The organism is Streptomyces javensis (assembly GCF_039525925.1).
GTDB lineage: Bacteria > Actinomycetota > Actinomycetes > Streptomycetales > Streptomycetaceae > Streptomyces > Streptomyces asiaticus.
In genome coordinates, this window is the sequence record NZ_BAAAIF010000023.1 from 20,379 (window position 1) to 41,691 (window position 21,313).

General features: G+C 73.4%; 16 protein-coding genes, 1 tRNA gene and 3 pseudogenes. 12 read left to right on the plus strand and 8 right to left on the minus strand.

Annotated elements, in window-relative coordinates:
* Positions 1–8: 8 nt before the first annotated feature.
* Positions 9–1,247 (minus strand): Acg family FMN-binding oxidoreductase, encoded by a 1,239-nt coding sequence (locus ABD329_RS21495; protein WP_198276436.1) that lies wholly within the window; start codon positions 1,245–1,247, stop codon positions 9–11.
* Positions 1,248–1,497: 250 nt separating this feature from the next.
* On the opposite strand from ABD329_RS21495, the gene ABD329_RS21500 reads away from it, so the two are divergent.
* From ABD329_RS21500 to ABD329_RS21520, 6 genes and pseudogenes are all read left to right on the plus strand, one after another.
* Entirely contained in the window at positions 1,498–2,172 is a 675-nt protein-coding gene (locus ABD329_RS21500) for a CBS domain-containing protein (RefSeq protein WP_198276437.1), read from the plus strand.
* A 31-nt stretch (positions 2,173–2,203) separates the two neighbouring features.
* Positions 2,204–3,070 (plus strand): universal stress protein, encoded by an 867-nt coding sequence (locus ABD329_RS21505; RefSeq protein WP_246618352.1) that lies wholly within the window; start codon positions 2,204–2,206, stop codon positions 3,068–3,070.
* A gap of 28 nt (positions 3,071–3,098) precedes the next feature.
* A pseudogene (locus ABD329_RS48260) lies at positions 3,099–3,224 on the plus strand (universal stress protein); the annotation flags it as partial.
* 33 nt (positions 3,225–3,257) lie between these two features.
* Positions 3,258–4,139 (plus strand): polyphosphate kinase 2, encoded by an 882-nt coding sequence (gene ppk2, locus ABD329_RS21510; RefSeq protein WP_198276438.1) that lies wholly within the window; start codon positions 3,258–3,260, stop codon positions 4,137–4,139.
* 104 nt (positions 4,140–4,243) lie between these two features.
* Positions 4,244–4,549, plus strand: a pseudogene (locus ABD329_RS48265) (GNAT family N-acetyltransferase); the annotation flags it as partial.
* A 59-nt stretch (positions 4,550–4,608) separates the two neighbouring features.
* A pseudogene (locus ABD329_RS21520) lies at positions 4,609–4,944 on the plus strand (acetate--CoA ligase family protein); the annotation flags it as partial.
* Between the two features lie 22 nt (positions 4,945–4,966).
* On the opposite strand, the gene ABD329_RS21525 reads toward ABD329_RS21520, so the two are convergent.
* Positions 4,967–5,845, minus strand: coding sequence for a universal stress protein (locus ABD329_RS21525; protein WP_198276448.1), 879 nt, complete (start codon positions 5,843–5,845; stop codon positions 4,967–4,969).
* Positions 5,846–6,030: 185 nt separating this feature from the next.
* Here ABD329_RS21525 and ABD329_RS21530 point away from each other — a divergent pair, with 185 nt between their 5' ends.
* A complete protein-coding gene (locus ABD329_RS21530; RefSeq protein WP_198276441.1) occupies positions 6,031–8,682 on the plus strand; it encodes a cation-translocating P-type ATPase in 2,652 nt (883 codons plus the stop codon).
* Positions 8,683–8,711: 29 nt separating this feature from the next.
* Here ABD329_RS21530 and ABD329_RS21535 read toward each other — a convergent pair whose 3' ends face one another.
* From ABD329_RS21535 to ABD329_RS21545, 3 genes are read right to left on the minus strand one after another with little or no spacing between them, the layout of a single operon-like run.
* The gene (locus ABD329_RS21535) at positions 8,712–9,443 is read right to left on the minus strand and encodes an FAD:protein FMN transferase (RefSeq protein WP_198276449.1); all 732 of its coding nucleotides are present in this window, start codon (positions 9,441–9,443) and stop codon (positions 8,712–8,714) included.
* 43 nt (positions 9,444–9,486) lie between these two features.
* Positions 9,487–9,927, minus strand: a complete 441-nt coding sequence (locus tag ABD329_RS21540; RefSeq protein ID WP_198276442.1) for an FMN-binding protein — start codon at positions 9,925–9,927, stop codon at positions 9,487–9,489.
* Positions 9,928–9,964: 37 nt separating this feature from the next.
* On the minus strand, positions 9,965–11,329 hold the full coding sequence (locus ABD329_RS21545) for a ferredoxin reductase family protein (RefSeq protein WP_344316769.1): 1,365 nt from the start codon (positions 11,327–11,329) through the stop codon (positions 9,965–9,967).
* Positions 11,330–11,498: 169 nt separating this feature from the next.
* Here ABD329_RS21545 and ABD329_RS21550 point away from each other — a divergent pair, with 169 nt between their 5' ends.
* Both ABD329_RS21550 and ABD329_RS21555 read left to right on the plus strand, forming a co-directional pair.
* Positions 11,499–12,233 carry a response regulator transcription factor gene (locus ABD329_RS21550; protein ID WP_246619180.1) on the plus strand — a complete coding sequence of 245 codons (735 nt, stop codon included), beginning with the start codon at positions 11,499–11,501 and terminating at the stop codon, positions 12,231–12,233.
* Positions 12,230–13,708, plus strand: a complete 1,479-nt coding sequence (locus ABD329_RS21555; protein ID WP_198282060.1) for a sensor histidine kinase — start codon at positions 12,230–12,232, stop codon at positions 13,706–13,708. The genes ABD329_RS21550 and ABD329_RS21555 overlap by 4 nt, the downstream gene beginning before the upstream one ends.
* 158 nt (positions 13,709–13,866) lie before the next feature.
* Here ABD329_RS21555 and ABD329_RS21560 read toward each other — a convergent pair.
* Positions 13,867–13,951, minus strand: a tRNA-Leu gene (locus ABD329_RS21560).
* A gap of 243 nt (positions 13,952–14,194) precedes the next feature.
* On the opposite strand from ABD329_RS21560, the gene ABD329_RS21565 reads away from it, so the two are divergent.
* Together ABD329_RS21565 and ABD329_RS21570 are read left to right on the plus strand one after the other, a co-directional pair.
* A complete protein-coding gene (locus tag ABD329_RS21565) occupies positions 14,195–15,532 on the plus strand; it encodes a M20/M25/M40 family metallo-hydrolase (protein ID WP_198280740.1) in 1,338 nt (445 codons plus the stop codon).
* Between the two features lie 372 nt (positions 15,533–15,904).
* Entirely contained in the window at positions 15,905–16,822 is a 918-nt protein-coding gene (locus ABD329_RS21570) for a chaplin (protein ID WP_198280741.1), read from the plus strand.
* 195 nt (positions 16,823–17,017) lie between these two features.
* On the opposite strand, the gene ABD329_RS21575 is transcribed toward ABD329_RS21570, so the two are convergent.
* Positions 17,018–17,206, minus strand: a complete 189-nt coding sequence (locus ABD329_RS21575) for a DUF5703 family protein (RefSeq protein WP_014059547.1) — start codon at positions 17,204–17,206, stop codon at positions 17,018–17,020.
* Between the two features lie 47 nt (positions 17,207–17,253).
* Between ABD329_RS21575 and ABD329_RS21580 the strand changes: the two genes are divergently transcribed.
* Positions 17,254–17,943 (plus strand): hypothetical protein, encoded by a 690-nt coding sequence (locus ABD329_RS21580; protein ID WP_198280742.1) that lies wholly within the window; start codon positions 17,254–17,256, stop codon positions 17,941–17,943.
* Between the two features lie 367 nt (positions 17,944–18,310).
* Here the strand turns inward: ABD329_RS21580 and ABD329_RS21585 are convergent, their stop codons facing one another.
* Positions 18,311–21,265, minus strand: coding sequence for a helix-hairpin-helix domain-containing protein (locus ABD329_RS21585; RefSeq protein ID WP_425574365.1), 2,955 nt, complete (start codon positions 21,263–21,265; stop codon positions 18,311–18,313).
* Positions 21,266–21,313: the final 48 nt, after the last annotated feature.

Here is a 21,313-nt window from a genome sequence, read left to right on the forward strand (position 1 = left end):
GGCCGGGGCTACGGCTCGATGTCCAGCACGTCGTCGACCGGCCGTCTGGGGGTCCGCGTGCCCGCAGGGCCGTATCCGAGCCGCAGCACCGTCTGTACGTAGGCCATGCCCGACATCGGGTCGCGCAGTGGCCAGCGCAGGTCCTGCCATTCCAGGGCCTGTGTGACGAACGAGGCGGACAACCCGTCCAGCGTGGCCCGCAACAGAACCCGCTCCACCGCCTGGCCGGTGCGCAGCCAGTCCACGGGACGGTCGCGGGAGGTGCTCAGCAACGCCAGATGGGGCAAGGTCTCGAAGTCGGCGGTCGGACGGCCGGGGACGGTCTTGCCGCCCGCGAAGTCACGCATGGGGGCCTTGCCGATCCGGCGGCGTGGCCCGAAGGCGTACTCCGGGACCCCTTCGGTGGCCGGCCGCTGATCGTCCGTGGCGCGGGTGAAGCGGGCCAGGTCCGCGGCGGCGCCGGCGTCGGTGAGGTTGCGGGCCTCGGCCTCCAGCGCCAGGTCCATGACGTGCTGGAGATGCCAGCCGGAGACGAAGGCCAGCGCGACCTGTTCCCGGTGTGCGGCGTCGACGAGCGCGGTCCGTACCGGCGTGGGGATCTGTGTCTCGGCGAACGGGTACCGGCTGCTGTGCCGAGTGTGCACGGCGGGGTACAGGGCGGCCGGGTCGGCCTCGTCGCCGAGCGGGCCGGTCAGGGTCACCGATGCCAGCAGCATCGGGTCGCCGGGGTCGGGCAGCGGCTGGGTCTGCGCCTCCCAGCCCTCGTGGGCCACCGCGACCCGCAGGTTCATCAGGGCGGCGCCACAGCCGATGTGCAGGGCGCGGAGTTCGGGATCGGAGTGCGGCAGGGCCCCCCGCAGGTCGGCCCGCAGATGGAAGACCCGCCTCCGCCGGAAGTACTGGAACCGCCAGGGCTGGGCGTTGTGCATCGACGGGGCGGCCGTGGCGTCTTCCACCAACGACATGACCACCGCTTCGGAGAGCGAACGAGGGCCGCGGTGTGTCGCGGCGGACGCACGCTGCCCGGTTGCCTCCCGCTGCCCTCCGGGCCCGTGGCCGATGGGCTGAATGTGTGCGTCCGGTCCGGGGAACACAAGGGTGATCTGGTCGGTGTCCGACCACCGCACGTCGTAGGGAGGTGTCCCGTCGTCATGGTGGAGTCCGACGATCTCACCGTCGCGTTTGGTGGCACCGGTGGTAGGGCTTTCGACAATCAGTTGGTCGCCGATATGGGCACGCATCGACATCCCGCCTCTCCTGCCTGACGCCGTCCACTGTGACACCGCCGGTGAGCGGTGTCCTGGGGGCGGAACGCCCTCGGTCGAGGGGCCGGATGGCCCCGTGGTGGGCCGGGTGGCCGGGAGAGGGAGCCATGAGGCTCATTCGGCGGCGCGGGCGAGCTGGCAGGCTCGACGAGGGAGCCGGGCTCGACGAGGGCCGGGCTCCGCGACGGGAACACCGGCCGACCCGCCGCGAGTGTGCGAGAGGAGTCGGAACATGCACCACAGAACGGTCGGAGACCTCATGACGCGCCCGGTGGTCCAGGCGCCCCGTGACATGCCGTTCAAGGAACTCGTGGCGCTGCTCGCGGAGTGCGATGTCACCACCGTGCCGGTCGTGGACGGTGAGGGACGCCCGGTCGGCGTCGTGTCCGAGGGCGATCTGCTGCGCAAGTCGTCCGGCCAGGCGGACCCCTCCGGGCTCCTGCCGGTCCCGCACCTGGAGGCGTGGGAGCGCGCGAAGGCGGAGGGGGCGAGGGCGGAGGAGCTGATGTCGGCGCCCGCCGTGTGCGCGCGTGCGGAGTGGACGGTCGTCGAGGCGGCCCGGGTGATGTCGGACCGGAACATCAAGCGGCTTCCCGTGGTGGACGAGACCGACAAGCTGCTCGGCATCGTCAGCCGTGGCGATCTGCTGCGGGTCTTCCTGCGCCACGACGACGCCATCCGCGACGAGATCGAGCGGGACCTGCTGCGGCGGACCCTGCGGCTGGCGCCCTCGGCCGTGACGGTCGACGTACGGGAGGGCGAGGTCACGCTGGACGGATCGGTCGAGGCCAGGAGCCTGGTCGCGGTCATCGTGCGGCTGTGCCGGGGCGTGGACGGGGTGGTCTCGGTCACCGAGCACATCGCCTACGGCACTGATGACACCGGCGGCTCTGCCCTGGCCGCGTGAAACTCCGGAGAACCCAGCAGGAGGCACCGCCATGGAACCAGCCGCCATGGAACAAGTGGTCACCGTGGGGCTCGACGGCTCGCCCGAGAGCCTGGCCGCCGCACACTGGGCCGCGGACGAGGCGGAGCGGCGTGAGCTGGCGCTGCGTCTGACCCACGCGTGGATCCTGCTGGCCCCGCCCACACCCGACAGCCCGGCGGCGGACGACCAGAACTACTGGGCGAAGCACATCGTGCACGACGCGCACACCGAGCTGGCCCGGGACCACCCGAAGCTCACCATCATCGAGGACCTGGTGGCGGACGAGGCCGAGACGGCCCTGCTCGACGCCGCGGCCCACTCCCGCATGCTGGTGCTCGGATCGCGGGGGCTGGACCGGGTGGCCAGCTTCTTCCTCGGAGACATCGGGCTGCACACCATCGCCCGGGCGGAGCGGCCGGTGATACTGATGCGCACGGGACAGAGGGCACGAGAACACCCGGGGCGGGTGGTCGTGGGCCTGAGCCTGCACGGCCCGCAGGACAACCTCCTGGAGTTCGCCTACGTCACCGCGTTCACCCGCGATGTGCCACTGCACGCCGTCCACGGACGAACGCCCGACCGGACCCACACCGGCACCGGGGGCGATGGCACAGCCCGGGACACCAAGGAGCGGGCGCGACAGGAGCTGGACGAGGTACTGCGGCCGTGGCGGGAGAAGTTCCCCCGGGTGCGGGTCGTCGACGAGATCCGGCTGGAGAGCCCGGCCCGTGCCATCGTCCAGGCCGCGGCCGACAGCGATCTGCTGATGGTCGGACGGCGGAAACACCCGCCCGCGCTGGGGCCCCGCCTGGGCCCCGTGGTGCAAGCCGCGGTGCACCACGCGAGCTGCCCGGTCGCCGTCGTCCCCCACGAATGACGGGACGCGGCCGCCCTCGGAGATCACCATGAGGCACCCCATCACCGCGGGCGTGGACGGGTCACCCGAAAGCCTGGCCGCCGCCGACCGGGCGGCACGGGAGGCGCGGCGCCGCCGGGCTCCGCCGCGGCTGATCCACGCCCCACGCCTGACGTCACGTGCTCAGCCGGTCCGGAAGGGGGAACCCATGGCGCGCCACACACCGCCGGGTGAGAGTGAACCAGTACGATTGCCGCGTGCCCCGTACGAGAGGGAATTGCGCCGTCTACAGATCGAACTGGTGAAGCTCCAGGAGTGGGTGCGGGTCGAGGAACAGCGCGTCGTGGTGGTCTTCGAGGGACGGGACGCGGCCGGGAAGGGCGGCGTGATCAAACGGGTCACCGCACGGCTCAACCCGCGTGTCGTACGCACCGTCGCCCTGCCGGTGCCCACGGACCGCGAACGCACCCAGTGGTACTTCCAGCGCTATGTCGAGCAGCTACCGGCCGCGGGAGAGATCGTGCTCTTCGACCGCAGCTGGTACAACCGGGCCGGCGTCGAACGCGTCATGGGATTCTGCACCGAGGAGGAGTACCAGCGCTTCCTCCACCAGTGCCCGCTCTTCGAGCGGATGCTGGTCGAGGAGGGGATCCTGCTGCGCAAGTACTGGTTCTCGGTGAGCGACGCCGAGCAGGAGCGGCGGTTCCGCCAGCGCCTGGGCGATCCCACGCGGCGCTGGAAGATCTCCGCGATGGACCTGGAGTCCATCACCCGCTGGGAGGCGTACTCCCGCGCCAAGGACGAGATGTTCGCGTACACCGACATCCCCGAGGCCCCGTGGTACGTCGTCGAGAGCGACGACAAGCGCGCCGCCCGGATCAACATGATCGCCCATCTGCTGTCGACCGTTCCGTACGGCGACGTCCGGCTCCCGGAATTGCGTCTGCCGCCCCGCCCCGCGCCCACCGGCTACCAGCGGCCGCCCAAGCACCTTCAGACCTTCGTGCCCGACCACGCGGCCGCGCTCCGGACACCGGACCGCGGACCAGCTCCCGACGCGGACCCGGCCGGGGGGAGGGAACACCGATGACGGATACCGCGTCCCGCCCCGATACCGTCCACGCCCTGCTCGCCGACGGCTCCACCGTCGAGATACGCCCCGCGCTGCCACAGGACCGGGACGAGGTCCTGCGCATGCATCGGGAGCTGTCTCCCGAGGCCACGCGGCTGCGGTTCTTCGCCGTCAACCCGTACTACGCGCGGGAGGCGGCGGACCGCGTCTGCGCGCCGGGACACCGCGGTTACCGTGCGCTCCTCGCCCTGGCGGACGGCCGGGTGGTCGGGGTGGCCGAGTACACGGTGCTGCCCGCGCCCCCCGGCGAACCGGTGTCCGCCGATATCGGCCTGGCCGTCGCCGAGGGCCGTCGCGGGCAGGGCATCGGCACACTGCTGCTCGAACACCTGGTCCACTCGGCCCGGGAGGCGGGCGTCTCCGGCTTCACCGCCGAAGCGCTCGCCGAGAACCACGAGGTCCTGAAGGTCTTCGCCGATCTCGGGCTGGCACCGCCACCGAGCTCCTCGCCGACCACGCCGCGAGGCTCGCCCCGCTCACCGACCGCGATGTGCACAGCCTCCTCACCGCTCCGCGCTGCGCCCCGCTGCTCTTCGGCTACCGGGGCGGCGAGGCCGTGGACCTGGAGGGACTGGAGCAGCTGCTGCTGAGGCTGTCCCGGATGGCCTGTGACCTGCCTCAGCTCGCCGAGACCGACCTCAACCCGGTAGTGGTCCGGCCCGACGGAGCCGTCGCCCTGGACGTCCGGCTGCGCATCCTGCCACGCCATGCCCACGACCCCTACCCGCGGCGACTCCGTGCTGCCCGGCGGTGGCGCACCTGAGCCCACGTGGTGGCGTGCGCGCTCACACTCGCTGGGGCACGATCACGACCGGGCACGCGGAGCGGTGGAGTACGGCGTGGCTGACCCGGCCGAGCTGCATCCCAGTGTGGTCACGACTCCGGAGAGCACCGACGACCAGCAGATCGGCCTGCTCCGACACGTCCAGCAGGACTTGGTGCGCCGGCCCTTCGATCACTTCGCGATGGACCGTGATGTCGTCGCGCCCGCGCTCGACGCCGTCCAGGACTTCGCTGAGGACGCCCGCCGCCTGCTCCTCGTAGATCAGGCCGCCCGCCTCACGCTCCAGCGGCGACTGACCTGCGCGGGGGTGCGCGGGGCGCCGCCAGGAGCGCACGGCGTGCAGTGCGGCGTCCCGCGCCCGCGCCTCACGGAAGGCGAACCGTACGGCCGCCGACCCTTCCACCAGATCGCCGACGGCGAGGACCACGCGCCGGAGAGCGCCTGCGCGGTTCTGCTCCCCGCCCCGGACCACGACCACCGGGGAGACGGCGCGCGCCGCCACCGCCAGACTGACCGACCCCAGCAGCGCTCCCGCGACCGCACCCCTGCCACGGGACCCGGTGACCACGGCGAACGCCTCACGACTCTGCTCCAGCAGCGCCATCACCGTGTCCTCGGCCAGGACCTCGGCGGACACCTTCACGTCGGGGTTGCGCAACGCCGCACGTTCCGCGCAGGCGGCGACGATGTTCTCGGCCGCCACATCCCCGGTGGGACGGTCGGTGCCGAACGAGGGCAGGCGGCCCTCGTACCGTTCCCACCGGGAGGCATTGACCAGGTGCAAGGGGAGTTCATGGCGTGCCGCCTCGTCCACGGCCCAGTCCACGGCGTGCAGGCTGGACTCCGATCCATCGACACCCACGACCAGCGGGAGCGCCATCATCCCCACCGCCTTTCCTGCGGTCGACTCGTCCGCATGTGGGGGTACCCCGCGGGGACGGACACACCGCCCCGCTTCCTGGTTCGGACCGATCGGTTCTGACGGCGGAAGTGGTTGGCTTCGGTCCCGTCGCCAGTCCCGGGGCGCCGGATGCGATCCAAGAACATCGGCCACACGATGAAGGCATGCCAACCCCTCGCCCCGCCGAGCACTTCGCCGCGGGCCTGTCGCGGGAGGAGGCGGCGCGGCGGCTGGGGGAGTACGGGGCCAATGTCGTCGCCCGGGAGCGGCGCACTCCGGTGTGGCGTCGTGTGCTCCAGCAGTTGCGCGACCCGCTGATCGTGGTGTTGCTCGTGGCCGCGGTGCTGACCCTGACCACCGGAGATCTCCCCGACGCCGCGGTGATCCTGCTCGTCATCACCGTGAACACCGTGGCCGGAGTCGTCCAGGAGGTGCGGGCGGAACGGGCCGTGGCTGCCCTGACGGCGCTCAGCGCGCCCACCGCCCGGGTGATACGCGACGGCGCGGAGTGTTCCGTACCGGCCGCCGACGTCGTGCCGGGAGACCTGGTCCTGCTGGGCGAGGGGGACATCGTGCCCGCTGACGGCGAGGTCATCGACGCGGCTCTGCTCCTGGTCGACGAGTCGGCGCTGACGGGCGAGTCCGTCCCGGTGGAGAAGGCCACCTTCGCGAACCGGCCGCCGTCCACGGTCTCGGCGGACACGGTCTCGTCTGACACGGCCTCGGCGGGCACGGTCTCGGCGGGCACGGTGGTCGTCCGCGGCCGCGGACGGGTCCGGATCACCGGGACCGGCCCGGACAGCGCGCTCGGCCGGATCGCCGCGCTGATGGGAACCGCGCCCGGACTCACCCCGCTACAGCGCCGACTGGCCCGCTTCGGCAGGGTGCTGGCGGCCGTCACCGTCGCACTGTGCGCGGTGGTGCTCGCCCTGGGGCTGGTCCGCGGGCAGCCGGTCGAGCTGATGGTCGTGGCCGCGATCAGCCTCGCCGTCGCGGCCGTGCCCGAGTCCCTGCCCGCCGTGGTCACCCTCTCCCTGGCCCTTGGGGCGCGGCGGATGGCGGAGCGACACGCCATCGTCCGGCGGCTGCCCGCGGTGGAGACCCTGGGCTCGGTCACGGTGCTCGCCACCGACAAGACCGGCACCCTGACCGAGGGCCGGATGGCCGCGGAGAGGCTATGGACGCCATGGGGCGAGGCCACTGTCAGCGGCATCGGCTACGACCCCGAGGGCCGCGTCGCACGCGACGGCCAACCGGTTACCGTGAGCGACGCCCCGGACCTGGCCGCGCTGCTGCGGGCCTCGATGCTGTGCAACGACGCCGCGCTGGAGCCTCCGTCGGACGATGACGAACGGTGGCGTGCGATGGGCGACCCCACCGAGGCGGCCCTGCTCGCCGCGGGGACCAGACTCGGCCTGGACCGGGCCGCGTTGCAACGCGAACTGCCACGGGTCGACGAGATCCCCTTCGACAGCGCGCGCAAGCGCATGACGACGGTGCACCGCGCGCCCGGCGGCGGACTGCGGGTCATGTGCAAGGGAGCCCCGGAGGTCATGCTCCGGCCGCCGGTCCTCACCGATCCCCCGGACACCCGGGCCCGGGCCGCCGCCCAGGCCGAGACCCTGGCCCGGGACGGATACCGTGTCCTCGCCATCGCCTCGGCCGACCACGACGAGACACGGCCCCGGAGCCCCGACGACTGGGAGGCGGGGCTTTCGCTACTCGGCCTGGTCGGCATCCTCGACCCGCCGCGCCACACCTCCCGGACCACCATCGCAGCGTGCGAACACGCCGGCATCACCTCGGTCCTCATCACCGGCGACCACCCTCTCACCGCACGGGCGGTGGCCGCGCGTGCGGGCATCGTGGCCCGGGAGGACGAGGTCACCACGGGGATGCGGATCCGCCAGGGCACCGCGGGTCCGCTGACCGCCTTGCGCGTCTACGCCCGGACCACACCCGATCAGAAGCTGGACATCGTCCAGGCGTGGCGCGCCTCGGGGCAGGTGGTGGCGATGACCGGCGACGGCGTCAACGACGGCCCCGCGCTGCGCCGCGCGGACATCGGCGTGGCCATGGGGCAGCGCGGTACCGAGGTGGCCCGCCAAGCGGCCGACCTCGTGCTCGCCGACGACAACCTGGCCACCGTCGTCGCCGCCGTCGAGGAGGGCCGCCGTGTCTACGCCAATGTGCGCCGGTTCCTGCTCTACGCCCTCGCCGGAGGAACGGCGGAAATCCTGGTCATGCTCCTCGGCCCGTTCCTCGGCATGCCCCTGCCCCTGCTTCCCGCACAGATCCTGTGGATCAACCTCCTCACCCACGGCCTCCCCGGTGTGGCGATGGGAGCCGAACCCGTGGAGCCGGGGGTGATGCGCCACCCACCGCGCCCGCCCGAGGAGAGCGTCCTGGGCGCCGGACTCTGGCCGCGGCTCCTGGCCATGGGGGTCTTCGTCGCCGCTGTCACTCTGGCCGCCGGAGTCTGGGCGCGGGAGACCGGCCGCCCCTGGCAGTCCATGATGTTCCTGATTCTGGGCGCCACCCAACTCGGCGTCGGGCTGGGCTCCCGGGCCCGCCCGGGCAGCCTCACCAACCCGTTCCTGCTGCTGGCCGTGGGCACGGCCCTGGCCCTGCAAGTGGCGGGCGTCTATCTCCCGCCCCTGCGCGCCCTGCTGGGCACCGAGCCGCTGCCACCTGTCGACCTCGCGATCGCCGGTGTGCTCTCCGGCCTGGGGCATGTCGTCATGCGCGTGCAGAGACGACTCTTCCCGGCGCGCCCGCCCGGCGCCCGCTCGGCGCCCGGCCCGGCCCATGGCTGAACCGGCCGACGGCCGGGCGGGGCCGGGCCTCAGGGCCCCGCCTCATCGGCCACGGGAAAGCCCGGGGTGCGCCAGATCTCACCCGCCGCGGTGATCCCCATCCCCTCGTGGCCGTCCAGTGCCTCGACCCAGTCCCGGGCCCGGGCGCCCATGGCGAACGCGGCCGTGGCGTAGGCGTCGGTCCGGGTGAGGTCGTGGCCGGTCAGGGTGAGGGAGGCCAGGGCGGTGGCGGGCTCGCCGGTGTGCGGGTCCAGGATGTGTGGGCCGCGCTCGGCCGTTCCCGAGGTGGCGAGGGCCAGATCGCGTCCGGTGACCACGGCGGCCAGCTCCCCGGGGCGGGCGGGGTGTGCGATGCCGATCCGCCAGGGCGTGCCGGGGGCGGCTTCGCCGCGCAGCCGGATGTCGCCGCCGCCGTTGACGCAGGTGTTGTGGGCGCCCGCCGCGTACAGCATCCGCGAGACCCGCTCGATCGCCCAGCCCTTGACCAATCCGGACGGGTCGAGCCGACCGCCGGGGGTATGGCTGAACCAGCCGCCGGTGGTGTGCGCCACCTCCTCGCACAGCGCCAACACCTCGGACACGTCCGGCCCGTACCGCTCCGGTACCGGCTCGCCACGGCCGAGGCGGCTGATCGCGCTGCCGGGGCGGTAGGTCGAGAAGACCTCGTCCACGTGGTGCAGCCAGGCCATGGCCTCGTTCAGGGCCCGGCGGACGGGCGGGGTGACCGGGTCGCGGAGGTCGAAGGAGAACACGGTGCCCATGACGTGCTCGACGTGGCGCGGCCCGCGCGCGGGGGCGGACACCTCAGACACCGGCCTTGTCCAGTGCGCTCTGGAGGGATCGGGTGTACCCGTCGCTGGTGTAGGTGGCGCCGGAGACCGCGTCGATGTGCGCGCTCTGGGCGCTCAGCGCCTCCCGCGTCAGCCGGGGCACGGCGTCCGCGGCGATCTGCTGGGAGCGGGGGCGGTCGGACGGGGTCCGGAGCGCCTTGACGGCGGTGATCCTGCCGTTGGAGAGCGTGACGGACACCTGGACCGGTCCGTACGAGGTGTTGATCACGCTGCCGGTGAAGGTGCCGGAGGTGCCGGAGGCGCCACCGCCGGAGGACTTGTGCCCGGTCGGCGCGGGCGACGGCCGTCCCGACGGCTCGGCCACGGCCGGGGCCGGGTTCTGGTGCGGTTTGAGCGACAGCAGCAGGATCACACCCGCCACGGTCGAGACGGTGGTCACGGCGGCCTTGCGCACGGTCTGACTCCTGTTCGTCGGGGAGATGGCGGGCGGCTCAGAGCGCGAACGACTCGTGGTGGATACGGCCGCGTGGCACCCCGGCCCCGCGCAGGGCCGCGGACGCGGCCTCGGTCATCCCGGGCGGCCCGCACAGGTAGACGTCGCGCTCCGCGAGGTCGGGCACCAGACCGCGCAGCGCCTCCGGAGTCAGCGGTGAGGAGTAGGCGGCGGGCTCGTCCACGACGTAGTGGACGGCCGCCCCGCGCGCCGCGGCGAGCGCGTCGAGCTCGCCGCGCAGCGCCAGGTCCTGGGGGCGCCGGGCCCGGTAGACGAGGATCACCTCGCCGGGCAGCGTCTCGAAGAGGGTCCGCAGCGGGGTGATCCCGACGCCGCCGCCCAGCAGGAGGGTCTTGCGGGCGCGGCGGCGGCGTGCGGTGAAAGCCCCGTACGGACCCTCGGCGAGAACCCGGGTGCCGGGCCGGAGATGGGCCAGGGCCGCGCTGTGGCCACCGGACGCCTTGACCGTGATCCGCAGATAGGCGGGGTGCGGCGCGGCCGAGAGGGAGTAGGGGTTGGCGGCCCACCACATGCCCCGGGTCAGGAACCGCCACCGGAAGAACTGGCCGGGCTCCGCGCGCAGCTCCGCCAGCCCGCTGCCCGACAGATACACCGATACGACGCCCGGAGCCTCGGGCCGGACCTCGGTGACGTACAGCCGGTGGCGCAGCGCCCGGCGCACCGGGACGGCGAACCGGTACCAGGCCAGCAGCGCCGCCGCCCCGATGTAGAGGGCGTACCAGGCCACCTGGGCGGGGCGATCGCCGACGAAGTCGGCCCCGTTGGAGAGCTGGTGCCCGAAGGCCAGGAAGACCGCGAGGTAGGTCGCGAAGTGCAGAAGGTGCCAGGTCTCGTAGGGGATGCGACGGCGCACGGCGCGTGCGGACACGATCGCGGTGATCAGGAACAGCAGAAAACCGATCGTCCCCTTGAGCAGGTCCGGATAGTGGAGGACCAGAGTGGTGGTCTGGCCCACCACTCCGGTGTGCGATTCCAGCGAGTACCCCCAGATGATCAGCAGGACATGGGCGCAGGCCAGCGAGATCGTGTAGCGGCCGCCCAGGGCGTGCCAGCGGGCCAGCCGGTCGGTGCCGATGGCGCGGTCGAGCAGCGGCACGCGCGCCATCAGCAGCAGGAGGATCGCGCAGGCGTAACCGGCGAGCAGTCCGGTGATCCGCCCCGCGCCGGTCAGCCAGCCGACGGCACCCACGACCGAGGGGGTGTCGCTCCACCACAGCGCCAGGACGGCGGCGGCCCCGCCCCAGATCACCAGGTGCGCGAGGGCCGGGACGGGGCTGGGCGGGCGCGGTGCCGACCGGGACGGGCGGGTCCTGGCCGGGGCCGGTGGCGTCGTGCTGGTCATGGGGGTCCTCTCGGCGACGTGCCCGGTCAGCGTCACCGGCGGAGCTCTGAGGACCCTATGAATCCGGGTGGACGAGCTCGGATTCGGAGGAAACTCATCGGATTCAGAGGAAACTCAGAGGAAGGGCGGGGCCTCGGCACCGCGCACCGCGAGGGATGCTGGACGCATCATGAATACGCACTCCACCAGCCGTTTTCTGCTGCGCCCCGACGGCGCCAGGGTCCGCGTCCTCGTCGTCGACGACGAGCCCGATCTGACCGAGGTGCTGTCGGGGGCGCTCCGCTACGAGGGCTGGGAGGTCCGTATCGCCGCCGACGGCGGATCCGCGCTGGACGCCGCACGGGCGTTCCGGCCGGACGCGGTGGTACTCGACTGGATGCTGCCGGACACCGACGGGCTCGCGGTGCTGCGCGCGATGCGAGCGGAGCTGCCGGATGTGTGCGTGCTGTTCCTGACCGCGCGCGACGCGGTGGAGGACCGGATCGCAGGGCTGACGGCGGGCGGCGACGACTATGTGACCAAGCCGTTCAGTCTGGAGGAGGTGCTGGCCCGGCTGCGCGGACTGCTGCGCCGGGCCGGGATGGCGCGGGAGCCGGGTGACGACCGGCTGGTGGTCGCGGACCTGGTGATGGACGAGCAGGCGCGGGAGGTGACCCGCGGGGGCGTGGCCGTGGAGCTGTCCCGCACCGAGTTCGAGCTGCTGCGGTTCCTGATGCGCAACCCCCGCCGGGTGCTGTCCAAGGCGCAGATCCTGGACCGGGTGTGGAGCTACGACTTCGGCGGCCAGGCCCATGTGGTCGAGCTGTACATCAGCTATCTGCGCAAGAAGATCGACGCGGGGCGGGCACCGCTGATCCACACCGTGCGCGGGGTCGGCTACGTCCTGAAGGCGGAGGTTTCATGACGCGGCCGCTCACCAGGTGGCTGTGCTGGTGGCCACCCCGTACGCTGCGTGCCCGGCTGACCGCCGGGCTGGTGGTGCTGCTGGCGGTCGCGAGTCTGGCGGTGGGGCTGACCACGGTGTTCGCGCTGGAGGGATTTCTGGTGCGTCGGCTGGACCAGCAGCTGACGGCGGCCGGAGGCCGGTTCCCGGCCAGCCTGGAGCACGGTGAGCGGCACCCCGACGCCGACAACGCGCCCGACACCCGTGGCCAGTCGGACCGCACCTTCGGCGCCCGGCTGCTGCGCGGTACGACGACCGATGCCGCCGTGGTGCGCGACCAGACGGACGCCGCCGTGCCGCTGACCGGCGCCGACCGGCGGGTCCTGGCGGGACTTCCGGTGGACGGCGACGGTCACGGCGTGCGTCTGTCCGCGCTCGGCGGCTACCGCGTGGTCGCGGTTCACGGCGACGACGGGGACGTCCTGGTCACCGGGCTGCCACTGCGTCCGGTGGAGGAGACCGTGCACCGGCTGGAGATCGTGGAGAGCGTGGTGTTCGGCAGCGCGCTGCTGGCCACCGGGGTGGCCGGGGCGCTGTGGGTGCGGCTGTCGCTGCGCCCCCTGCGGCGGGTGACCACGACCGCCGCGGGGGTGGCCGAGCTGCCGCTGGCCAGCGGTGAGGTGGCCATGCCGCCACCGGTGCCGGACACCGATCCGCGCACCGAGGTCGGCCAAGTGGGCACCGCGCTCAACCGCATGCTCGGCCACGTCGGGGACGCGCTGGCCCGTCGCCAGGCGAGCGAGGAACGGCTACGGCACTTCGCCGCCGACGCCAGCCATGAGCTGCGCACCCCGGTGGCCTCCGTCCGCGGCCACGCCGAGCTGGCGCTGCGCCATCCGGGCCCGGTACCGGACGAGGTGCGGCACGCGCTGGAGCGGATCCAGGCCGAGTCGGAGCGGATGTCCACGCTGGTGGACGATCTGCTGCTGCTCGCCCGGCTCGACGCGGGACGGCCGCTGGCCCGCCGACCGGTCGATCTGACCCGGCTGGTACTGGATGCGGCGGGCGACGCACGGGCCGCCGGGCCCGGCCACCACTGGACGCTGGAGCTGGCCGAGGAACCGGTGACGGTGCTCGGCGACGAGCACCGGCTCCAGCAGGTGGTGGGCAACCTGCTGACCAACGCCCGCACCCACACCCCACCCGGCACCCGGGTCACGGTCCGGCTGAGACCGGCCGGTGCGGACTGGGTGGAGTTCAGCGTGGCGGACGATGGGCCGGGGGTCCCCGAGTCGCTCCAGGACGAGGTGTTCGAGCGGTTCGCCCGCGCGGACCCGGGGCGGGCGCGGACCGCGGGCGGCACCGGACTGGGGCTGGCGATCGTCCGGGCCGTCACCGCGGCGCACGGTGGCACGGTCCTGCTGACCAGCAGGCCCGGCGCCACCGTCTTCCGGGCCCGGCTGCCCCGCTCCACCACGGCACCCGATCCGGGCTGACGTGACACGGTAAGAACCCCTGCACCCCTACGCAGAGCACGACCCCGTCTATAAGGCCGAGGTCCACCGACAGCTCGGACCGCACCTGACCTACGACCATGAAACACAAACGCTGCTGACCGAGACCCGGCCAGCAGCGACTATGTGCGTAGTGAACGTGTCCGAGGGGGGACTTGAACCCCCACGCCCGATAAAGGGCACTAGCACCTCAAGCTAGCGCGTCTGCCATTCCGCCACCCGGACCAGGTGTCTGCCGTTCGGCCCGTGGCCGTTCCGACATGGAAAACCATAGCAAACATCGGGACGTGCTCGATCACGGCCGGTCGTGCCCCAGGGTGGCCGGGCGGGCGGGCTGTGTGACGGGGGCATGACGGCGGTATTGCCGCCTTGGGCTGGGCGGGCGAGCGGAGGAGTATGGGCGGGTGACCCCCGCCGCGGGGGTCCGTGGCAGGGCGTTCCGCGGCAGCGCAACGACGAGGAGGCATCGTGAGTGAGTCGCTTTCGGGCGCGACGACGACCGGGACGGTCAAGGGCGAGGACGAGGTGGTCGACCTCTGCCGTGACCTGATCCGGATCGACACCAGTAACTATGGCGACCACTCCGGCCCCGGTGAGCGCGCGGCCGCCGAGTACGTCGCCGAGAAGCTGGCCGAGGTGGGGCTCGAGCCCAAGATCTTCGAGTCGCACAAGGGCAGGGCGTCGACCGTGGCACGGATCGAGGGGGAGGACCCGTCCCGTCCCGCGCTGCTCATCCACGGCCACACCGACGTCGTACCGGCCAACGCCGAGGACTGGACCCACCACCCCTTCTCCGGCGAGATCGTGGACGACTGCGTCTGGGGCCGGGGCGCGGTGGACATGAAGGACATGGACGCGATGACGCTCGCGGTCGTCCGGGAGCGGCTGCGCAGCGGCCGCAAGCCCCCGCGCGACATCGTGCTGGCCTTCCTCGCCGATGAGGAGGCGGGCGGGGTCTACGGGGCCAAGCACCTGGTCAACAACCACCCCGACCTCTTCGAGGGCGTGACGGAGGCGATCGGCGAGGTCGGCGGCTTCTCCTTCACCGTCAACGAGCAGTTGCGGCTCTATCTGATCGAGACCGCGCAGAAGGGCATGCACTGGATGCGGCTCACGGTGGACGGCACCGCGGGTCACGGCTCGATGACCAACAACGACAACGCCATCACCGAGCTGACCGAGGCGGTCGGGCGACTCGGGCGGCACAAGTTCCCGGTGCGGGTCACCAAGACCGTACGGTCCTTCCTGGACGAGCTGTCCGACGCCCTCGGCACCCCGCTCGACCCGGAGAACATGGACGAGACGCTCACCAAGCTGGGCGGCATCGCGAAGATCATCGGGGCCACGCTCCAGAACACCGCCGCCCCGACCATGCTCAGCGCCGGCTACAAGGTCAACGTCATTCCGGGGCAGGCCACGGCGCATGTGGACGGGCGCTTCCTGCCGGGGTTCGAGGAGGAGTTCCTGGCCGACCTCGACCGCATCCTCGGCCCGCGGGTCAAGCGCGAGGACGTGCACGCGGACAAGGCGCTGGAGACCACCTTCGACGGGGCACTGGTGGACGCCATGCAGTCGGCGCTGAAGGCCGAGGACCCGATCGCCCGCGCCGTGCCGTACTGCCTCTCGGGCGGTACGGACGCGAAGTCCTTCGACGACCTCGGCATCCGCTGCTTCGGCTTCGCGCCGCTGCGGCTGCCCCCGGAGCTGGACTTCGCCGGGATGTTCCACGGGGTCGACGAGCGGGTGCCGGTGGACGGGCTGAAGTTCGGTGTGCGGGTGCTGGACCGGTTCCTGGACGCGTGCTGAGGGCGGGCCGAGGGGTCTGCCGGGGTGTTGAGGGCGCACTGAGGGGCTGACCCGATCGGCCTAATCGATCACACATACCGAAGGGACCAAAAAGGGTGAATGGTGTCGTAGCTTGATAGCTTGATTGCTCCCTCCTCGTTACATGGTGTGTGCGGCCCGTAACCGGGCCGCGATGCCGACAAGGGGGTGGTGCTGTGCCCCGCCTTCGGCAACTACCGCATCGATCACGTGACATCGAGTCACGGTCCACCGGGGTGTGATCCCGGGTGGTCTCGGAGTGTGCGTGCTCCGGGGCCGCTCGGGGATGGGGGTGCGGGCGAGATCGCCCGCGCGCACTCCGGCCGGGACGGAAGGCTAGGGGAGCAGAAAGTTATGCGACAGGTTGCGAAAAAGGGCCTGATCACCGTAGCCGCGGCCAGCGGCGTTCTCGCCGTGACCGGCGGCTATGCCCATGCGGCGGGGTCGGGCGCCGACGGTGGCGCCGCGTACTCGCCGGGCATCGTCTCGGGCAACAACATCCAGGCCCCGGTACACGTGCCGGTGAACCTGTGCGGAAACACGGTCAGCGTCATCGGTGTCTTCAACGGCGCGGGTGGGGGGCAGTGTGGCGACCGGTCCGGCGGCGGCTCGGGCGACTCGTCCGGCGGTGGCGGCTCGCAGTCCGGCGGCTCGCAGGCGCAGGGCGGCAGCAGCGACTCATCGGGCATCGCCTCCGGCAACAACATCCAGGCCCCGATCGGCGTCCCGGTCAATGTGTGCGGGAACAACGTCAGCGCGGTCGGGTTCGGGAACAGCAGTGACGGCGGCGACTGCGGGGAGACGGTGCCGGCGGTGCCGGAGAACCCGGGCAACCCCGGGAACCCCGGGAACCCCGGGAACCCCGGCAATCCGGGAAACCCGGGTAACCCCGGCAACCCGGGGAATCCTGGCAACCCGGGTAACCCCGGGAACCCCGGAAATCCTGGTAACCCGGGCAACCCCGGAAACCCGGGTCAGCCTGGGAACCCGGGTCAGCCTGGGAACCCGGGTAACCCCGGGAACCCCGGTAACCCGAGCAACCCGGGGGGTTCGAACCCCGGTGGTGGCTCGGAGCAGCCCGGGCACTCCTCCCAGGGCCACCAGGCCGAGCACACGGGAGCCCACGGCCTGGACCCGTCCGCGAACCTCGGCAGCAAGGAGCAGCTCGCGCACACCGGTGCGGGCCCCGTCGAACTGGCCATTCCGGCCGCCGCGGGCATGCTGCTCGCGGGCACGGTGCTCTACCGCCGGGCCCGCGCCGCGCAGCGCTGATCACACCGCGCGCTGATGGGTGCTGACGGGTGCCGGTCGGTGTCCCCACCGCACCACACACCACCGCACCACACACCGTGCACCGCACCTCACACGCCGCGCATCACCCACCGGACCCCGTTCGCCGGGTGACGGTGGCATCACTCCGGGCGGGCCCCGCGCCAAGCGGGGCCCGCTCGATCATGCCCCGGCCCGCTACCAGGTCGCCCGGAGCTGGCGGATGATCCGGCGCCGCAATCGCACTCTGCGGCTGCCGTCGGGGTTGAGTCTCAAGCGATCCAACTCCCAGTGTCCGTACTCGGCATGGTCGGTGAGCAGGCGGGTAGTGGCCTTGCGGGAAACGCCCCGCGGCACATACACATCACAGAATTCGTATTCCGGCATCGCATCTATTGTGCGGGAACTGCCCTGCTACGGATAGCGTCTGCACTATGTCTGATGCTGCGCAGCCATCCGCTGCCGAGGTACGTGCCGCCGCTGAAGCGGTGAAAGCCGCACTGGATCGTCACCTCGACGCCGTCGAACGTCGGTCGGGGGAAGGCGATCCGGCCGTCTACGCCGCGTTCAACGAACTGGCCGCGGCAGCCGAGGTCTACGACGAGCTGCTCTATGACGCCTACGACGAGGTGACGCCCTTCGAGATCCCTGGTGACGACCGCCTCCCCGCCTACACCGGGCCGGAGGAGCCGAGCGCGCTGAGCGTGCTGATCCGCAGGGACTACGTCGTCGCCGAACCGCAGCGGCTGCTCTCGCAGGCGCAGCGGATCGCCGACCTGGATCCGGACATCGACACGGGGAACGACAAGCAGGGCGGGGCGGCCGCCGGGGAGAGCGTGCACACCGCCCTGGGGGTGGTCTTCGGCGAGTTCGAGCCGGACGAGATCGCCTCTCGGCACAAGGAGTTCGGCCTGGAGGAGGGTGACTCCACGCTCTGGGTGGTGGCGGCCGAGGAGCCCCCGGAGCCGGGGGAGTGGCTCTCCGCCCCCTTCGACCAGGCGGATCCGCATATGGTCGTGTGCCGCTTCGACATGAGCTCGGTCTTCGACGAGGAGCTCGAGGACGACGAGGAGCTCGAGGACGAGGACGAGGACGATCTGGAGGCCCTCGAGCCGGGCAGCTGAGCGGGGGCTCCGGGACCGCTCGGTCCCGGACCATCCGGGCAGGGCCGGGCCGTTCCGCTCGGACCGGCCCGAACCGCTCGACCCCGGATCGCCTGGCTTCGCACAGCGGTCCGGGATCGCTTGGCCTCGGACCAGAGGGTCCCGGACCAGCCGGTGCCGGATCGCTCGGCCTCGGACCGGCCGGGCCCGGAGCCAGTCGGTCCCGGATCGTTCGGCCCCGGACCAGCCGGGCCCGGAGCCAGTCGGGTCCGGATCGCTTGGCCCCGGACCAGAGGGTCCCGGATCAGCCGGTCCCGGATCGCTCGCGGTCCGGGACCGTTCCGTTTTGGGCCGCGCCGTACCGGGCCGCCTGGCGCGGGCCACTCGGTCAGCCGGTGGGCGCGGGTGGGACCTGGGCCTGGAGGAGCGCTCGTAGGCGGGTGGTGCGGTCCTTGAAGGGGGTTTCCGCCACCGCTCGCGGCAGCGCCGCATCCGCGCCGTGGACCACCGACAGATGGCGCTCACCGCGGCCGAAGGCCGTGTAGACCCAGGCCCGGGTCAGCCCCGCCGTGGCGTCGCCCGGCAGCACCACCACGGCCGCGGGCCAGCGCGCTCCGGCCGCCTGGTGTGCGGTGAGGGCCCAGCCGTGCCGCACCAGCCCGCCGACCTCCTCGCGCGCCACCACGACCGGTGTGCCCGCGCAGTCCAGACGCAGCCCCTCGGCGTCCGCCGAGACCACGGTGCCCGGCACCGTACGGCCCGGGGCCGGGGTGTACGCCACGCGGTCGCCCGGGTCGAAGCCGCCGAACCGGCCGGGGCCGGGGTTGAGGCGCTCCTTCAGGGCCGCGTTGAGCGCCCGGGTACCGGCCGCGCCGCCGTGGCCCGGGGTGATCACCTGGGTCTGCTCCGGCGGGACGCCGATCGCACGGGGCACCGAGTCGGCGACGAGCTGCACGGTGCGGTGCACCGCCTCGCCCGCGTCCCGCACGGGCACGATCACGACCTCCTTGCCGGGCGCCTCCACCTGGTTGAGCTCGCCGATCCCGATGCCCGAGACCAACTCGCCGATGGGGCCCGGGTCAGGGGTGCGGGAGACGACCTGCGGGCAGCGGCGGGCCGCCACCAGGTCCGCGAAGACCCGGCCGGGACCGGCCGACCACAGCACGCCGGGATCTCCGCTGAGCACCAGACGGGCGCCGTCCGGCAGCGACTCGACCAGCATCGCGGCCGTCTCCACATCGAGCTGCGGGGCGTCCAGGACGACGAGCAGATCGAGCGCCAGCGCGCCCTCCTCGTCGCGTCCGGGGCCCTCGGCGTCGGCCAGCAGCCCGGCGACCGTGACGGCCGCGGAGACGGCCTCGGGGGCCTCGTCCGGGCCCGCCTCGTCCGGGCCCGCCGCGTCCGGGGCCGCCGCGTCCGGACCGGCGCCCGGGACCCCGCTCAGCGCGGCGGCCAGCCGCCGCCTGCCGTCCTCGGCGTGCGCGGCCGCGTAGGCCCGCAGGCCCATGGCGCGGGCGGCGGCGCCCAGCGCCGGCGGTTCGGCGCGCGCCGCCTCGCCACCGCTGTGGGCGACCAGGCCGTGGGTCGCGACGGTACGGATGAGCTCAGCGGCGGAGGCGGTCGGCGCGGCGGCGGCCGCGCCCTCCCACTTGGCGTCGCCCGCCGGTGCCTCGCCGTCCTGTGCGGGGGCGAAGGTGCTCGCCAGCCGGGCCAGCCCGTCGGCCAGGCTCTCCTCGGCCAGGGCATAGCGGTCCAGCCCCAGCAGCACCCGCACCGGCTGCTCGGCGTCCTCGTCCTCGGCCGCCCGGGGACGGGCCCCCGCCGGGGCGTCGAGCGCGTCCTGGAAGACCAGCACCGCGCCCTCCGCGATCGCGGTGCGCAGCGCCTCGTCCGGGTCCGGCACGGACGCCTTGGCGAGCGCGTCGCGCAGCGCGGACGACTCCAGCGCGGTGTGCCCCTCGAGGGCGGCGCGCTCCAGCAGCCAGCCGGTGAGCGCCAGCGCACGGCGCTCGTCGCCGGGCTCGCAGGCCGGGCCGAGGAGGGCGCGGGCGAAGCCGTCCGCCTGGTCGGGGCGTACGCCGGGCACGGCCAGCAGTTGCCACGGGTCCTCGCGCAGCGCCTGCGCGGCGGTCTCTCCTAGCGTTTCGGCGACCTTCCGGGCCAGGGCCTCGGGGGCCCCGCCCGCCGCGAGCACCTCCCGTACGCCGCCACTGCCGGGGACCTCGCCCCCCGGCCCACGCGCCGGACGGGCCGACGCCGGACGTACGGGAGCGGGCGCGGCGGCGGGCGCCGCCGCATGGGCCCGGTCACGGGGGGCTGCGGGTGCGGCGGGCGCCGCGGTACGCGCTGCCGGGGCGTCGTTGAAGAACGACGCCGCCGACCGCTCACCGCTCTCCACGGCCCGCACGGCGGCGGCCAACGCCTCAGCCGCCGCTGACCGCCGCCCCTTGCCACCACCGCCGGAGGTCTCCGCGGCGCCGCCGGTTGACCCCTGCCCGGCGGGTCCGGAAGCGCCAGCACCATCGCCCGCGCCTGCGTCACCACTCGCCCCGGTGCCGCGCTGGTCCGGCTCGGGGCGGGATGCGCCGTGTCCGGCGGGGGCCCGCTCTTGGTCGGTGTCCTCGGAGTGGGGGCCTGCCTTGGCATCGCCGGACTCGCTCTGTCCGGCGGGGGTGGGGACACCATCGCCTGCGCCCGCGCCTGCGTCACCGTTCGCCCCGGTGCCGCGCTGGTCCGGCTCCGGGCGGGATGCGCCGTGTCCGGCGGGGGCCGGCTCTCGGTCGGTGTCCTCGGCGTGGGGGCCTGCCTTGGCATCGCCGTACTCGCCCTGTCCGGCGGGGGCGGGGACACCATCTCCCGCGCCAGCACCATTTCCCGCGCCCGCGCCCGCGTCATCGCTCGCCCCGGCGCCGCGCCGGTCCGGCCCCGGGCCGGATGCGCCGTGTCCGGCGGGGGCGGAGACACCATCGCCTGCGCCTGCGCCTGCGCCTGCGCCTGCGCCTGCGCCTGCGCCTGCGCCATCGCCCGCCCCGCCCGGACCCGGCGCTTCCGCGTCCCCGGAGCCCTGGCCCGCCCCTGGGCCGCCGGACGTGCCCTGCCCAGCGGGTGGGGCCTGCCCACCCGCTACTGGCCCGTCGGCCCTGCCTGCCGGGGGCTGTTCGCCGTCGGTGCCTTCTTGGGAGCTGTGGAGGCTCGCTCCGGCGCCGAGAGCCCCCGCCTCGTCGGCCCCGCCCCGTCCGGCGGATTGCGCGGGTCCGGCGGCCGTGGCCGCCCCCGCGGGGTCACCAGGGGCACCCGGCGCGTCGGCCCCGGTGTTCGCCGGCTCCGCCGGCTCCGCCGGCATCGTCGGCTCCGCCGGCGGGTCGGCCTCCTCGGGCGCGGATGCGGCGTC